The 14,759-nt window shown below is 35.7% G+C and carries 13 protein-coding genes and 1 pseudogene; 2 read left to right on the top strand and 12 right to left on the bottom strand.

Translation table 11 applies throughout. The annotated features are described in order from the left end of the window. Positions 1 to 88 precede the first annotated feature (88 nt). The 6 genes and pseudogenes from Q0F04_RS00070 to Q0F04_RS00045 form a co-directional block, all read right to left on the bottom strand. Positions 89 to 190, bottom strand: a pseudogene (locus Q0F04_RS00070) (prepilin-type N-terminal cleavage/methylation domain-containing protein); the annotation flags it as partial. 14 nt (positions 191 to 204) lie between these two features. Next, positions 205 to 1,152 (bottom strand): type II secretion system F family protein, encoded by a 948-nt coding sequence (locus tag Q0F04_RS00065; protein WP_295748665.1) that lies wholly within the window; start codon positions 1,150 to 1,152, stop codon positions 205 to 207. Further along, positions 1,112 to 2,104: an ATPase, T2SS/T4P/T4SS family gene (locus Q0F04_RS00060; protein ID WP_295748662.1), complete on the bottom strand. Its 993-nt coding sequence runs from the start codon at positions 2,102 to 2,104 to the stop codon at positions 1,112 to 1,114. Before Q0F04_RS00060 ends, Q0F04_RS00065 begins: the two co-directional genes overlap by 41 nt. A 43-nt stretch (positions 2,105 to 2,147) precedes the next feature. Beyond that, positions 2,148 to 2,771 (bottom strand): MBL fold metallo-hydrolase, encoded by a 624-nt coding sequence (locus Q0F04_RS00055; protein WP_295748659.1) that lies wholly within the window; start codon positions 2,769 to 2,771, stop codon positions 2,148 to 2,150. 39 nt (positions 2,772 to 2,810) lie between these two features. Next, positions 2,811 to 2,960 carry a 50S ribosomal protein L33 gene (gene rpmG / locus Q0F04_RS00050; RefSeq protein ID WP_003864966.1) on the bottom strand — a complete coding sequence of 50 codons (150 nt, stop codon included), beginning with the start codon at positions 2,958 to 2,960 and terminating at the stop codon, positions 2,811 to 2,813. A gap of 79 nt (positions 2,961 to 3,039) precedes the next feature. Further along, positions 3,040 to 5,115: a penicillin-binding protein 2 gene (locus Q0F04_RS00045; protein WP_295748656.1), complete on the bottom strand. Its 2,076-nt coding sequence runs from the start codon at positions 5,113 to 5,115 to the stop codon at positions 3,040 to 3,042. A gap of 102 nt (positions 5,116 to 5,217) precedes the next feature. Here Q0F04_RS00045 and ispG point away from each other — a divergent pair, with 102 nt between their 5' ends. Then, positions 5,218 to 6,267 carry a flavodoxin-dependent (E)-4-hydroxy-3-methylbut-2-enyl-diphosphate synthase gene (ispG, locus tag Q0F04_RS00040; protein ID WP_295564302.1) on the top strand — a complete coding sequence of 350 codons (1,050 nt, stop codon included), beginning with the start codon at positions 5,218 to 5,220 and terminating at the stop codon, positions 6,265 to 6,267. Between the two features lie 6 nt (positions 6,268 to 6,273). Here the strand turns inward: ispG and Q0F04_RS00035 are convergent, their stop codons facing one another. Together Q0F04_RS00035 and Q0F04_RS00030 are read right to left on the bottom strand one after the other, a co-directional pair. Further along, positions 6,274 to 7,113: a deoxyribonuclease IV gene (locus Q0F04_RS00035; protein ID WP_295748653.1), complete on the bottom strand. Its 840-nt coding sequence runs from the start codon at positions 7,111 to 7,113 to the stop codon at positions 6,274 to 6,276. Next, positions 7,110 to 8,432 carry a DEAD/DEAH box helicase gene (locus Q0F04_RS00030; protein WP_295748650.1) on the bottom strand — a complete coding sequence of 441 codons (1,323 nt, stop codon included), beginning with the start codon at positions 8,430 to 8,432 and terminating at the stop codon, positions 7,110 to 7,112. The genes Q0F04_RS00035 and Q0F04_RS00030 overlap by 4 nt, the downstream gene beginning before the upstream one ends. 82 nt (positions 8,433 to 8,514) lie before the next feature. Here Q0F04_RS00030 and ispH point away from each other — a divergent pair, with 82 nt between their 5' ends. Further along, on the top strand, positions 8,515 to 9,414 hold the full coding sequence (gene ispH, locus Q0F04_RS00025) for a 4-hydroxy-3-methylbut-2-enyl diphosphate reductase (RefSeq protein WP_295748646.1): 900 nt from the start codon (positions 8,515 to 8,517) through the stop codon (positions 9,412 to 9,414). Here the strand turns inward: ispH and Q0F04_RS00020 are convergent. Genes Q0F04_RS00020 through Q0F04_RS00005 form a run of 4 tightly spaced genes read right to left on the bottom strand, consistent with a single transcriptional unit; the run spans position 9,399 to position 14,428 of the window. Continuing rightward, on the bottom strand, positions 9,399 to 10,052 hold the full coding sequence (locus Q0F04_RS00020; protein ID WP_295748643.1) for a class I SAM-dependent methyltransferase: 654 nt from the start codon (positions 10,050 to 10,052) through the stop codon (positions 9,399 to 9,401). The two genes, ispH and Q0F04_RS00020, sit on opposite strands and share 16 nt — an antisense overlap. Then, positions 10,052 to 11,275, bottom strand: a complete 1,224-nt coding sequence (gene rpoD / locus Q0F04_RS00015) for an RNA polymerase sigma factor RpoD (protein WP_295748640.1) — start codon at positions 11,273 to 11,275, stop codon at positions 10,052 to 10,054. Before rpoD ends, Q0F04_RS00020 begins: the two co-directional genes overlap by 1 nt. Before the next feature lie 4 nt (positions 11,276 to 11,279). After that, complete coding sequence (gene dnaG / locus Q0F04_RS00010) at positions 11,280 to 13,049, bottom strand: DNA primase (protein WP_295748636.1); 1,770 nt, start codon at positions 13,047 to 13,049, stop codon at positions 11,280 to 11,282. Further along, the gene (locus Q0F04_RS00005) at positions 13,049 to 14,428 is read right to left on the bottom strand and encodes a glycine--tRNA ligase (protein ID WP_117571632.1); all 1,380 of its coding nucleotides are present in this window, start codon (positions 14,426 to 14,428) and stop codon (positions 13,049 to 13,051) included. Before Q0F04_RS00005 ends, dnaG begins: the two co-directional genes overlap by 1 nt. Between the last annotated feature and the right edge of the window lie 331 nt (positions 14,429 to 14,759).

Raw genomic sequence — 14,759 nt, 5'->3', positions numbered from 1 at the left:
AAAAAACTAGTGAAAAAAGGTGAAAAATAAGGCTATTTTATGCCAATTTTATTCCATTCATATGTTATGCACTTTATATAAAGCAATTTTCTTTTTGTTGAATATTTGGCAGTGTAATCAACAATAATAGCGCAACAATCAACATCACGATCATCATTTCAAGTATTGTAAAACCATTTTTCTTTTCCATTTTTCTTTCTCCTTTTAGAATTGATTTAACATATTGAGTGGCATCATCATAATTTGATAGACAATCAAAACTAAGATGCCAATACTGATATACGAAAACATTTGAATACCCGTCGATATCTTTTTGACCGATTTTTCTAGATCGAAACTGCATTTCTTGATGTATAAATCAAAAAAGACGTGCATTTGATTGCTTGTTAAGGCATAGACCAACATCTTTTTAAATTGCGAATCAAATACTTTGATTTCTAGAAAGCTTTCTTCAAGACTCTTTCCGGTTTTTAAATCATCAAGTATTTCCAGCGATATCTTTCCTACTACACTAAAATCCATACAAGCTAATGTTTCTAATATTTCCTGTGTTGAACTATAGGACATATCTAAAGCTTGATACATACATACAAATTGCAGAGATATCATTTTCTTCATTAGATTAAATGGACACTGCATCTTATTGTTGTATTTATAAAACAATGCATAATAAAGTATCAAGTAGAATACAATCGAAAGAATGCCAAGCGCAAATGTATATTTCAATACATTGATAAACACAAATACACTTATATTTGAAATGTAGTCTTTCATTTGAACAAGGACATAGTCTGAAAAGAATAGAATCATAAAGAACGCAAAAATAAGTAAAAAGAAAGGATAGCTAATCTTTTTTAGAAGTGTTTCAAAAAAAGTATTCGAACTCTTCTCAATCTTATGGACACAAGTTATCGCATCGCTTAAGTTTAATTTTTGAGATAAAATTTTTAAGTATTTAAAATACAATTTCTTTTGATTCTGTGTAAAGACATCCACGAGACTCTTTCCTTCTTTTAAATAATTCAATATCTCTTCATCCTTTTTAAACGTCAAATGAATCAATGTATCTAATGGCAAACCTTGATTCATCAACATCGCAAATTGTTCAATTTCATCCCGATAAACTAAGACTGTCGTATTTTGCCTGGGCATCCACGATATATCCTTTTTCAATACCTTCTGTAATCTTTTTAGATAAAGTTTTAAATTCTTTTGGATACCTTCCATGTTCCAAGACATACTGTAATGTTTTTTGATCCATGATTTCATAAACACATACCTTAGAATCGCCTTTTGAATAGAGGCGTTGTGAAATAATGGCCATACAAACACTGGCCAGATCTTTCTTAGATACCCCTAGATCTTCCAGGCGACTCATACACTCCTTTCCATCTTTGGCATGAATACTTGTAAAGACAAAGTGCCCCGTTAGACTTGCTCTTAAGACCATCTTTGCGGTATAGCTGTTTCTTGTTTCCCCGATACAAATAATGTCCGGATCATGTCGCAACAATTGTTCAATGCCTACATCATAGGTAAATCCCATACTTTCATTGATCTGCAGCTGCAAATAAGAATCATCCTCGATCTCAATAGGATCTTCCAGACTAACAACTTTATGTTTCTTCGTTTTGGCAATCTCATGAAGCAAGGCATGTAGCGTAGTGGTCTTTCCACTATTGGTTGGTCCTACACTAATGACGAGGCCTTGTCTTAATGGCACAAGCGATTGAAAAAATTTCGTGTCTTCATCCCATAAAGATAGATCCTTGAGTTTGATCGCATGCATCGTATTCAACATTCTTATAACACCTGTTTGTACGTTATGATTATGTAGCATGCTGAAACGACAAAAGACTTCGTGATCATGAAGCAAGACTTTAAATTGTCCACTCTGTGGAACATATGGATTAGCTAGATCCATTCTTGAAATGAATTTGAGATACTCAAAGAATGCGGGTTGCCAAATATCTTGGTAGACATCTAACATTTCATTTTGCGTTCGAAGTTTGATTTGAAGTTTTTGATTTTGCAGGACAAAATGAATATCACTCGCCTTTTTTTCAATCGCATACGCAATGAGATCTTTTAATAAATCATCCATTTTTTATCACCCCTACTCTTATACGAAAAAAAAAGCAGAAATTCTAATAAATTTCCGCATATTTTAAACTTTCGTTCCATTTTTTCTCTTGCGATAAAGAAGTTGAGGGTCCATGACCTGGATATACTTTATAATCTTTCTCTAATTGAACCAATTTTTTTAGAGATTGTTTCATACTCGATACGGAGCCTGTAGCCAAATCCATTCTTCCAATAGAACCTTGAAACAAGACATCTCCTGTAAATAAACAATCTTCAAATTTTAATACCGTTGAACCAATAGAATGGCCTGGACAATACATAGCCTCTATGTCAAATCCTGCAATCTCATTCTTTCCTTCTAAAATGGGTTTACATGTGGCATTACATGTAACATCCATATAAAAGGCAGAAGATGAATTTAAGTCGGGATCTTGAAGAAAGTCAAATTCATTGGGATTTAAGTATACATCACAATGAAAGGCGTTCACAATCTTGTCGACACCTGAAATATGATCAAAATGTGCATGCGTTAAAACGATGGCCTCTAAACTACATTCATTTTCTTTTAAGATGGAGTCAAGATTTGGATACATATCTGCAGGATCAATTATTAAAGCATGGCTACCTTCCATCACCAAATAACAATTCGCCTGTACAGGTCCTAAGGGTTGTTGAAGTACTTTCATAGTCTAATACATAAAAAAGACCGGATAAAACGGTCTTTCTTACTTTTTCTCCTTATGTTCAGTCTGCTGATTGCATTTTGGACAATATTTTTTAACAGTCATACGTTCAGGATGTTTTTTCTTATTTCTTGTACCAATATAATTTTCTTCACCGCAAACAGAGCACTTAAATGTAATACGATCTCTCATGTTCAGTCCTCCTCACATTAGTAATTACTAGTTGATTCTAGCATAACTTACAAGTAAATTTCAAGTCATTTTCAAAATTTTAACTTGCCGGATACAATTCAAAATATTTTTTTACCACTTCTGGCATAACAGCCGTTGTACAAATATTCGGTGAAACACTTTGATCATTAACACTTGATGTTGGTGCAGAACAGGCAAATGCCATGGTTGGAGACGAACTTGGCGCAAATCCAACAAGGTTTGCGGTCGTATAGTCGCCAACTTCGGCTGTACCTGTTTTGGCCGATACTTCCACGCCAATATCCTTTAGCTCATCCCCACAATAGCCAGAAGATACACAGGCTCTAAATCCTTGTTGAACACGCTCTAGATATTGCGCATTCTTTTCAGGTAATGTCGATTTAATTTTCTTACCATAGCTTACGACCACTTCACTTGAGTTGACTTCTGTCGCATACGACATAAAGTGTGGTTCATATAGATTCCCACCAGAGGCAATGGTTGTACCATAAACAGCCAATTGAAGTGGTGAATACATGTCAAACTGCCCAATCGAATAGTTTAGTAACATACCTGGTTCAGAACCATAGCCCATATAAGAGCTCGATTCATTTGGAACATCGATACCCGTCTTATTTCCAAGGCCAAACATCGAATAATACGAACGCATTAAGTTAAGTGTCCCTTGAACGTCTGCCACAGCCAATGGTTCTTTTTCAACATAGCTTGCACCCGCTAAACGAATAGCTACATTAAACATATAAACGTTACTACTTACTTGTAGTGCAGATACATCATCAACAGGTCCATGATCTTCATACGAACCAAATTCCTGACCACCAATATTCATGACTTTATCGACAATCACTTCGCCTGGAGTTACGACATGTTCACTCTCGCCCATATAGACAGTAGCCCCTTTGATACAAGATCCTGGATTAACCAAAGACATATAGTTACCAGACGCAAAGTAGGTCAATTCCTTCGTGTCTAGATCCATTTGATAGCCAGACATCGCAAGTACCGAACCATCTTTGGAATTTAATACAGTTGTAAATAAAGATTGGAAGTTTTCACGATTTTTCGTACCACCATTCTCACTCAATGTATTCTTTAATACATTATCCAAAGTCGATTGAAGATCAATATCGATGGATAAATGAATGTCATAGCCTTTTTTTGCTTCCTGAACCACTTCTTTTTGCGCTAGACCCTTTGAATCATAGGTAATCTTGGCAATTTCTGGTGTTCCCGCTAATAAATCATTATATTGATATTCTAAGCCTGACTTACCAACACTCGCATTGTATTGATAGCCTTTTGATAGATAGTAACTCGCAAGCTCACTTGGTAATCCTTGTGTACTTGTAGTCACACTACCTAATACATCGGATAAAGATTCACCATATGGATATTCGCGTTTCCAGCCTCCAAAATCAACGTCAAAACCAGGGAATTCCGTTTTATGTTCAACAAGATAAGCGACATCATCATCACTGACATCTTCAAGTACAACATTTTCTTGACCCGTACTTTGGTTGGCCACCATTCTTTGGTAGATGACACACATCTTTAAATCGGCTTGTGTCATTTCACCAATTTGTTTCTTACCAATACGATTCATTAAGATTTGATATCTTTTACTCTCGGCATTATCACCCCATGCCCCATTCTTATATTGTTTCAATTCTTTAGCCGTCAATAAATGATTGGCGGCATATTCACTATCACTTGGTGATAAGAAGGATTTGTATGTGATATACGCTTGTTTTTTATCTTCATCCGTAAAATCTTTAGCACTGACACTGAAGACTTTTACGATACGCTTGGCATAAAGTTCATAGTCATCTTCATCAAAGTTATTCGGTGAAGTAAAAACGATATTGTGACTGACTACCGTTTTTGCCAAGATTCTTCCCTTTACATCATAAATCTGACCTCGAGGTGCCGATGTATATTGTTTGATAGAAGTATAATCTTCACGTTTTGCGGTATAGTCATTATATGAAATGATCTGTAGATAGAACAATCGTAAAAAGATGACCAAGAAACACACGGCGATTGTGACCGTTAGTATCAATATACGATTGGAAATGACTTGATCAACAGAAACATTTTGATTTGCCCTTTTCAATGTTTTTCTACTCTTTTTCAATTGGATCCCCCTTTGTACGAAACAATATATATTATACACGTTTCCAAGATGAAATGGAAAAAAAAGAAGGAATGGCGTATACTTTAGTCATGGAGGTTGTCTATGAAAAGAACAGAAACTCGTCTAGTAAAAGTAGGAAATCTTGAAATTGGACATAATAATCAAGTCATTATTCAATCTATGTGTAACATAGAGACTAAAAAGGCGGATGAAGTTGCCAAACAAATTCTAAACCTAGAAAAAATGGGATGCGAATTGATTCGTGTCAGCTGTATGGATATGGAGGATGCCAAAGCCATTAAAGACATTAAAAAACAAATCCATATTCCTCTAGTCGCTGATATTCATTTTGATTATCGTTTAGCCTTGGCATGTATTGAAGCGGGTGCCGATAAGATTCGTTTAAATCCAGGTAATATTGGAGCTAGAGAAAACGTAGAAAAAGTTGTGAAGGCATGTAAAGAAAAACACATTCCAATTCGTATTGGAATCAATGGGGGTTCTTTAGAAAAAGACATTCATGAAAAATATGGCAAGCCAACAGCCGAGGGTATGATTGAAAGTGCCAAAAGACATGTACAAATTCTAGAAGATCTAGATTTCTATGACACGGTATTATCTTTTAAATCCAGTGATCCATTGCTTTGTATTGAAGCCTATCGTTTAGCTGCCAAAACTTTTGATTACCCACTACATTTAGGTGTAACCGAAGCCGGTACTACAATGACTAGTGCCATTAAATCCAGTCTTGCGTTAGGTACTTTATTAAATGAAGGCATTGGAAATACGATTCGTATTAGTGTCAATGGTGCTCCTGAAAAAGAGATTCCCATTGTCAAAGAGTTATTAAAAGATTGTAAGTTAATTAAAAACGTGCCAAATCTAATCGCATGTCCAACGTGTGGTCGTACACAATGGGATATGGAGCCGGCCGTAAATGAAATTGAAAGCTATCTTCAAACGGTCAATAAAGAAGTGACCGTCGCCATCATGGGTTGTGCTGTCAACGGTCCTGGAGAAGCTAAACATGCCGACATTGCGATTGCGGGCGGTAAAAAAGAGGGGCTACTCATCAAGAAGGGTCAAATCATTGAAAAGATCCCACAGGAACAAATCGTAGCTCGTTTAAAGGAAGAAATTGATAAGTTTTAAAAAATCTCAGCGTAATGCTGAGATTTCTTCTTTATAAGGCGCCTTTCCATCAATAAAAGGAGTCTCTAATATTTTTGTGACATGTTCAAGCTTTGGATGATGTACAATTGAATACAATACATCAAATCCAATGTATCCTTTACCTAAGTTTTCATGACGATCCTTATGGGCACCCAAATCATTTTTAGAATCATTGATGTGCATACATAATAGATTTTCTAAGCCTAAAATGGAATCAAATTGATTTAAGACTTCATCAAAATGAGTAATATCATAACCCGCATCCCAAATATGGCATGTATCCATACAATATCCAATACGCGATTTTTTATGTACACCTAAATAGATCTGTTGAAGCTGTTCAAAAGTAAAGCCACACTCATTTCCTTTTCCAGCCATCGTTTCTAGGGCAATCTTAACATCACTTGAATCTTGGTCCAAGACTTCGTTTAAGCCATGAATGATCCATTCAATCCCTACATCCATGCCCGCTCCTACGTGGCTTCCTGGATGGAGTACAAGTGTTTTTGCACCGATTTTAGAAACTCTTTCTAATTCTGTCTTTAAAAAGTCTTGTCCAAACTGGGCTGTTTCTGGCTTTAGCGCATTGGCCAAGTTAATGATATAAGGGGCATGTACAATGACGCGATCAATTGAAAAATTGTGTTTTGCCATATAGTCTTTGGCTTCTTCAATCTTTAATTTAGAAACATCCACACGACGTGTATTGCTTGGAGGACCCGTATAGATCATACAGGCATTGGCACCATACGATAGAGCTTCTTCAATAGCGCCTTTAAAGTAATTTGGTGCTTTAAAAGAAACATGACTGCCTAAATAGATCATACGTCCATTCCTTTTTGGCGTTGTCTTTCTTTCGCACGCTCTTTTTGTTGGCGCTTAATATCCGACTTGATCATTTCACGACGCTTTCTACGTTTCATACGATCAATTTCCTGGCGTTGTCTTTTTTTATAGTTTGGTTTTACTTTCTTTTTCTTGTGAACGATTTTTTCCACTTCTTCATGGAACTCATCCTTTTTCACAGGACGCTTGTTGACATAGGGTTTTAAATCTACAAATTGTTTGTTCTTTACATCTTGATGTTCAAATTCAATACCTTGTTTAATCAAAGATTGAATTGATTTCGCATCACTTTCTTTATATAACGCAATACATTGACCATCACGAGATGCTCTTCCGGTACGTCCTGCACGGTGAATATAGAATTTTAGATCTTTAGGGAAACCACAACTAATAACGTGAGTAATTCCTTCTAAGTCAATTCCACGACTGGCAATATCACTGGCAACAATGTAGCTCTTCTTCTGACTTTGAATCATTTTAATAGCCTGCATACGCTGACGTGACTCAAGACCGGAGTGAAGTTCAACTAGATCATAGCCATGTTCACGCATCGTATTCGCAATACTTTGGGCTTCTTGTGTTGTATTCGCAAAGATCAAACATACATAGGGTTGAATACATGGAAGTACGTCTAAAATCTTTTGTTCGTAGCTCTTGTGCTTACATGGAACTAAAATGTGTTTAACATCACTTTGGAAAGCTTCTTCCTTTTTGATTTCAATAAATTCTGGATCATATAAATATTTCTTTAAGAATGGTTGTAAAGATTCTGGAATCGTAGCCGAGAAGACCATCATTTGTACTTTCTTATCCATCTTAGATAAAATTTCATCAATATCTTCTAAGAATCCAAATTCTAACGTCATATCCGCTTCATCGATGACGACAATTTTTGCGGTATCCAAACGCAAGACATTGTCTTTAATAAACATGTCTTTCATTCTTCCTGGTGTACCAATAACGATTTGTGGCTGTTTTTCCATTTGTGTCACTTTTTCCATACCACCAGTCACAAGTTTTACACGTACATTAAAGTGTTTGGCAATCTTACGACAACGATCATACAATTGGTAGGCTAGTTCTCTGGTTGGAGCTGAAATCACGGCTTGTACACAATCTTGATCAAAGTCTAGCATTTCAAAAATTGGCATAAAGAAAGCGTGTGACTTTCCAGAACCCGTACTTGAAACACCGATAATATCTCTATTTTTATTTTTACGATTTAACACCTGTTCTTGGATGGGTGTTAAGGTTTTAAAATGTTCTAAACCCATTATTTCTTGAATACGATTATTCATAATTTTTCACATCCTTTACTTTAGTATTATCCCAAAATTCTTCCCATTTTACAAATACAAATAATTAGGGCATAATGTATATATGAAAACACAAAACATCATTACAGTCAAGCCTCAGGGCTATTGCGGCGGGGTTTTAAAAGCCATTGAAGTCGCAAAGAAAACACGAATTCAATATCCATATCAAAAGATTACGATATTAGGTAATCTTGTGCACAATCAATATGTTAAAAAGGCTCTTCAATATTATTCGATTGATACGATTGAAGATAAGACAAAGACAAGAGTGGAATTACTCGATGAAATCCATGAAGGTATCGTGATCTTTACCGCGCATGGTGTCAGTCCGAAAGTCTATGAAAAGGCCAAAGAAAAGGGACTCGTCTTAGTGGATGCGAGTTGTCCGTTTGTACTTCAAACCCAAAGAATCGTGAAACAATATCTAGATGAAGACTATACCATTTTCTATATTGGTAAAAATAAACATCCTGAAGCCGAATCCATTTATACAATGAGTGAACATGTCTATTTGATTGAGCCACATAAAGAAATTCCAGATATAAGTACATCCAAAATCTTTGTGACCAATCAAACGACGATGTCCATCTATGAATTAAAGGATACTTTTGATAAAATCAAAAAGTTATATCCTTCAGCCATCTTCCATGATGAAATCTGTAACGCCACACGTGTTCGACAACAAGCTATCTTAGATTTAAAAGGTGTTGATTGTTTGATCGTAGTGGGAGATCCTACAAGTAATAACTCCCAAAAGCTTGTCGATATTGGAAAGCAGGCTGGAATCCAACATGTCTTCTCGATTCAAACGGTTGAAGATATTGATAAGAAAGATTTTGAGATGTATACATCGATTGCGATTACCAGTGGTGCAAGTACCCCAACGTATTTAACGAATCAAGTAAAGGATTATTTATCTTTGGATATTGAAAAACCAAAAATCCGTATTCAGGACATTCTCTGAGTACGGATTTCTTTTATATATTCAATTTTTTCAAGAAATTCAGGTTTATTGACTTTAGATAAAATATTTTTGTATTTATTCTCTTCAAAATCTAAATACGATGCATACGTTTCATCCATCTGCATATTTACACCATAGTAAAGTTCAGAATTAGAAACTTCTTGTTTCGTATCTGCACAAACACAATCTAGAATTGGATAGTAGTGTCCATGATCATAGATCATTTTTTCGCGTACGATATGAATGTGATGTTCGTGTAAATACTCTCTTAAGGCATAATCATCTTTATGACTGGATAATAAAAGGCGTAAACCAGGATACAAATTTCCTTTTGATAGGATATCGATAATCAGTTTTCCTCCCATGCCACAAATAATGATTTGGTCTACATCGCTTTCTAAACCTTGAATGCCATCTAATAATCGACAAGATACTAAATCGGATAAGTGATTATCAACGATTGTTTTCTTGGCATTATTTAATGGGCCTTGGGCTACATCACAGGCATAACCCTTTTTAGATTGATGATTCAGGATGGCGTTGCAGACAACGTAGGCATGATCACAGCCAATGTCCGCAATGCACTCTCCATTCACCCATTCTAATATTTCTTGAATACGAGAAGAACAAGGTATCATTATTTTACGAAATCTCTTAAACGCTTGCAGCGATTTGGATTTTTCAATTTACGTAATGCCTTCGCTTCGATCTGACGAATACGTTCACGTGTTACGTTGAATTCTTTACCAACTTCTTCAAGTGTACGTGTTCTTCCATCTAACAAGCCAAAACGCAAACGCAATACTTTTTCTTCACGTTCTGTAAGTCCTTGTAGAACGGCATTGATTTCATCTTTTAATAATTGATTGTTTGTGTAATCATCTGGAGATAATGTATCTTTATCTTCAATGAAGTCACCTAAGTGAGAGTCATCTTCTTCACCGATTGGTGTTTCTAGACTGACTGGATCTAAGGCAATCTTCTGAATTTCACGAACTTTTTCAGCCGAGATGTTTTCCATCTTTTCAGCAATTTCTTCTGGCAATGGGTCACGACCTAAGTCTTGTACCAATTGACGTTGAATACGTGTTAATTTATTGATAGTTTCAACCATATGAACGGGAATACGAATGGTACGTGCCTGGTCAGCGATCGCACGAGTGATCGATTGACGAATCCACCATGTCGCATATGTTGAGAATTTGAATCCTTTTGTGTAGTCAAATTTTTCAACGGCTTTGATTAGACCACAGTTTCCTTCTTGAATCAAATCCAAGAACAACATGCCACGTCCTACATATTTTTTAGCGATAGAAACAACCAAACGAAGGTTTGAAGAAATCAATGTTTGTTTGGCTTGTTCACCATCCGCAATGACTTTTGCGAGTTTCTTTTTCTCTTCATCACTTAAATCTGGCTTTTTCATCGCTTCTTTGGCTTCTTCTCCTTCTTGGATCTGACGCGCAATGATTGGCTCTTCTTTTGGATCCAACAATGGGATTTGACCAATTTCTTTTAGATACATTTTAACAGGGTCATTGATTTTGGCATGAGATGCATTGGCGAATGTTTTTTCCAATTGAGAAATTTCTTCCGCAATTGAATCTTCTTCGTCTAAATCCTCATCACTTAGATCATCGTCTAAGACTTCATCCTCATCTAATTCTTCCCCATCGATAAATTCGATTAAGTTTTCATCGATCCAGTTATATAGATCGTCCATTGTATCATCATCTAAATTTAAAGTACTTACCGCATCTAAGAATTGTTTTTGGGAAACATCGGCATTTTCTTCTTTACTCTTTAGTAAGAATTCTTTTGCCTCTTCTAAGCTTGTAAACTTTAATTTTTCATTTGCCATACTTTCATCCTTCCTTTCGATGTAAGATTTCATTTCGTTGAATAATTAATTCCTGTTTTTTACTAGCCAAGGAAATCTTTAACATCGGATCTTGCACATTCTTGATCTGATCATTGAGATTGTCAATTTGGGCTTGTAAAGTACATTCTTTGATCTTCATTAAACTATCGTTAAAGAAGTCTTCATTATATCCATCAACATGAAATGGATTTTCCATTAGGCTTACTAACAAATTACGGACATCTTCTTTTTCAATGTAGCTCATGAGTACATCAAAATCGATGTGGTCCATATTTCGATACATGTCGTAACAATATAATGACAATTCTTCGCAGACTGGATCTTGGAAAAAACCAATCTGATCTTTGAATTGATCGGCCGCAAGTTTACTGTTTAGAATCATCCATAAAACACCGTGTTCGGCAAGTGTTCTTCCATTTTTTAATGGCTCTATATTTCGAACCACAGCCGCATTATTTCTGGATTCTTTTTTGGATACCGAAATATTTTGATTTTGATGTGATAAATCAAATCCGGTCAAATCTTTGATACGAGAATAATAATCGGCCTTTTCAAAGTCGGTGCATGTTCTTTCAATGAAAGACTGCATTTCCGATGTGAATTTTTTCTTATCCTCGTAATTGTCTAAATCATATTGGTTCGGTAAATAATCCAATAAAAATTCTACAAATGAAACAGTTTTATGAACGGATAAATAGAGTTCATCTTTTCCGAGTTCATTAAAGATTTCATCGGGATCTTTACCGGTTGTATTTTTTACTATGGAAAAGTTCAATCCGTAATCGACGGCTAACTTTCCAAACTTATAGGTTGCTGCTTTACCAGCTTTATCCCCATCATAACAGACAACCAAAGGAACGTTTAAGCGTTTTAATAACGCCATTTGTTCTTTTGTACAAGCCGTTCCTAAACAGGCAATACTTTCATGAATATCGGCCTTTTCAAAGGCAATAACATCCATAGCCCCTTCGACTAATATGCATCGCTTGTTCTTTTTTGCGAACTCTTTGGCTCTATGATAATTAAAAATCAAATTGCCCTTATGATAGATCTTTGTTTCAGAAGTATTGATATATTTGGCTACATCCTTATCTTCATTTAGGCGCCTGGCCGTAAATCCAACGGGATTTCCATTTTCATCATGAATGGGAATCATCAATCGATTGTCGAATACGGCATAGGTATTTAGATCGTGAGTACGAATTAAACCTGTATCTGTTAGTATTTGTTCGTTAAAACCTTTTGCCTTGAGATACTTCACACTACGACTCGATTCAGGTGCATACCCAATCTCAAATCTTTTTATAATATCTTCATTTATTTTTCTTTGACTTAAATACCTTTTTACACTTTCGCCATTTTCACTCTCTAACTCAAATGTTAAAAAGCGAATATACGATTGAATGCAGTCATATAAAGGCTGATTTTGATCAACCTTAGGTTGAAACTGAGACTTATCCATATGTAGTGGATAATGTATCAGTTCAGCAACCTTACAAACGGCTTCTAGAAAAGAAATGTTTTCAATTTTTTGAACGAATGTGAAGACATTTCCTCCTGTACCGCATACGAAACATTTAAATATTTGTTTATCGGTTGAAATTGATAAACTCGGATCGTGATCATCATGAAATGGACAAATGGCTTTATAATTTTTGCCTTGTTTTTCTAATGTGATATAACGGGACATCACATCAACAATATCGGCCTGCTGACGAATGGCCTTTATATCCTCTTCTGATATCCAGCTCATTAAAATTCAATTCTTTTTTCAATATATGAAACAAGGTCATCTAAAGCGATACGTTCTTGTTGCATAGTATCACGATCTCTGACAGTTACACATCCATCGTTAGCTGTTTCAAAGTCAACGGTTACACAGAATGGTGTACCAATCGCATCTTGACGACGGTAACGTTTACCAATGCTTTGAGCATCATCATAGGTTACGCTAAAGTGTTTAGCTAATTTAGCGAATACTTCATCACCTTGATCCGATAATTTCTTACTTAGTGGAAGTACAGCTACTTTATATGGAGCTAATGCTGGGTGTAATTTTAAAACGACACGAGAATCATTTTCCAATTGTTCTTCTTGGTAAGCTTCACACATCACTGCCAACATCAAACGTTCAACACCGACACTTGGTTCGATAACGTATGGAATGTATTTTTCGTTAGCTTCTTGATCAAAGTATTCTAAGTTTTGTTTAGAAGTTGTCTGGTGTGCTTTTAAGTCAAAGTCAGTACGGTCTGCGATACCCCATAATTCACCCCATCCGATAGGTTCAGAGAAGTGGTATTCGATATCACTTGTACCATTTGAGTAGTGTGCTAATTCTTCAGGATCATGTGCACGTAAACGAACGTTTTCTTCGTTGATACCTAAGTCTTTTAAGAATTGAACACAGTTTTTACAATAGTATTCAAACCAATCTAAATCTGTACCTGGTTTACAGAAGAATTCCAATTCCATCTGTTCGAATTCACGCGTACGGAAAATGAAGTTTCCTGGTGTGATTTCGTTACGGAAACTCTTACCAATCTGTCCAATACCGAAAGGTAATTTTTTACGCATTGTTCTTTGTACGTTTTTAAAGTTGACAAAGATACCCTGTGCTGTTTCTGGACGCAAGTAGATTGTACTCTTCGCATCTTCCAATACACCTTGGAATGTTTTGAACATCAAGTTAAATTGACGAATGTTTGTGAAGTTTTTAGCGCCACATTTTGGACATGTGATTTCATGTTCAGCGATATATTTTTCCATATCTTCATTAGACATACCACCACAGTTTACTGTGTGATTACTTGCTTCTTCAATCAATTGATCCGCTCTAAAACGGCTCTTACATTCTTTACAATCCATTAATGGATCACTGAATCCTCCAACGTGACCACTGGCAACCCAAACATTTGGGTTCATTAAGATTGCACTTTGCAAACCTACATTGTGTTCACTTTCCTGGATGAAACGTTTCCACCATGCATTTTTAATATTGTTCTTTAATTCAATGCCTAAAGGACCAAAATCCCAAGTATTTGCCAAACCACCATAAATTTCTGAACCTTGGTAAACAAATCCAGAGGTTTTCATGTGATTTACTACATCATTGAATGTCTTTTCGTTCATGTTATTTACCTCATTTCTTTCATGTATACAGACAAAAGGATACACTTTCATATTATATCCCATTTATCAACAAATTTCTAGACTAAATCCAAAGACAGGCATAAAGAAAAACCATGATTTCTCATGGCATGTTTTTAATCGCCAACTATAGCATGGCCTCTCTCGTTTTTAATCGCCCACTTAAGCAGGGCCTCTCTTTTTTCTTTTTGCCCACTATAGCAGGGTCTCTCTCGTTTTCATACATAGTATACCACAAAACTGTTATGAAGTGACCTTTGTCAAGACAAAATTACACTCATATTTCATAAATATTCAGTTTTAGATTGATGAC

This window comes from uncultured Holdemanella sp., assembly GCF_934772795.1.
Lineage (GTDB): Bacteria > Bacillota_I > Bacilli_A > Erysipelotrichales > Erysipelotrichaceae > Holdemanella.
This window is presented reverse-complemented; position numbering and strand designations above follow the sequence as displayed.

Excerpts from the sequence above, each read along its gene's own strand:
- Q0F04_RS00065 (WP_295748665.1), bottom strand. The coding sequence starts at position 1,152 with ATGCCCAGGCAAAATACGACAGTCTTAGTTTATCGGGATGAAATTGAA.
- Q0F04_RS00060 (WP_295748662.1), bottom strand. The coding sequence starts at position 2,104 with ATGGATGATTTATTAAAAGATCTCATTGCGTATGCGATTGAAAAAAAG.
- Q0F04_RS00055 (WP_295748659.1), bottom strand. The coding sequence starts at position 2,771 with ATGAAAGTACTTCAACAACCCTTAGGACCTGTACAGGCGAATTGTTAT.
- rpmG (WP_003864966.1), bottom strand. The coding sequence starts at position 2,960 with ATGAGAGATCGTATTACATTTAAGTGCTCTGTTTGCGGTGAAGAAAAT.
- ispG (WP_295564302.1), top strand. The coding sequence starts at position 5,218 with ATGAAAAGAACAGAAACTCGTCTAGTAAAAGTAGGAAATCTTGAAATT.
- Q0F04_RS00035 (WP_295748653.1), bottom strand. The coding sequence starts at position 7,113 with ATGATCTATTTAGGCAGTCATGTTTCTTTTAAAGCACCAAATTACTTT.
- Q0F04_RS00030 (WP_295748650.1), bottom strand. The coding sequence starts at position 8,432 with ATGAATAATCGTATTCAAGAAATAATGGGTTTAGAACATTTTAAAACC.
- ispH (WP_295748646.1), top strand. The coding sequence starts at position 8,515 with ATGAAAACACAAAACATCATTACAGTCAAGCCTCAGGGCTATTGCGGC.
- Q0F04_RS00020 (WP_295748643.1), bottom strand. The coding sequence starts at position 10,052 with ATGATACCTTGTTCTTCTCGTATTCAAGAAATATTAGAATGGGTGAAT.
- rpoD (WP_295748640.1), bottom strand. The coding sequence starts at position 11,275 with ATGGCAAATGAAAAATTAAAGTTTACAAGCTTAGAAGAGGCAAAAGAA.
- dnaG (WP_295748636.1), bottom strand. The coding sequence starts at position 13,049 with ATGAGCTGGATATCAGAAGAGGATATAAAGGCCATTCGTCAGCAGGCC.
- Q0F04_RS00005 (WP_117571632.1), bottom strand. The coding sequence starts at position 14,428 with ATGAACGAAAAGACATTCAATGATGTAGTAAATCACATGAAAACCTCT.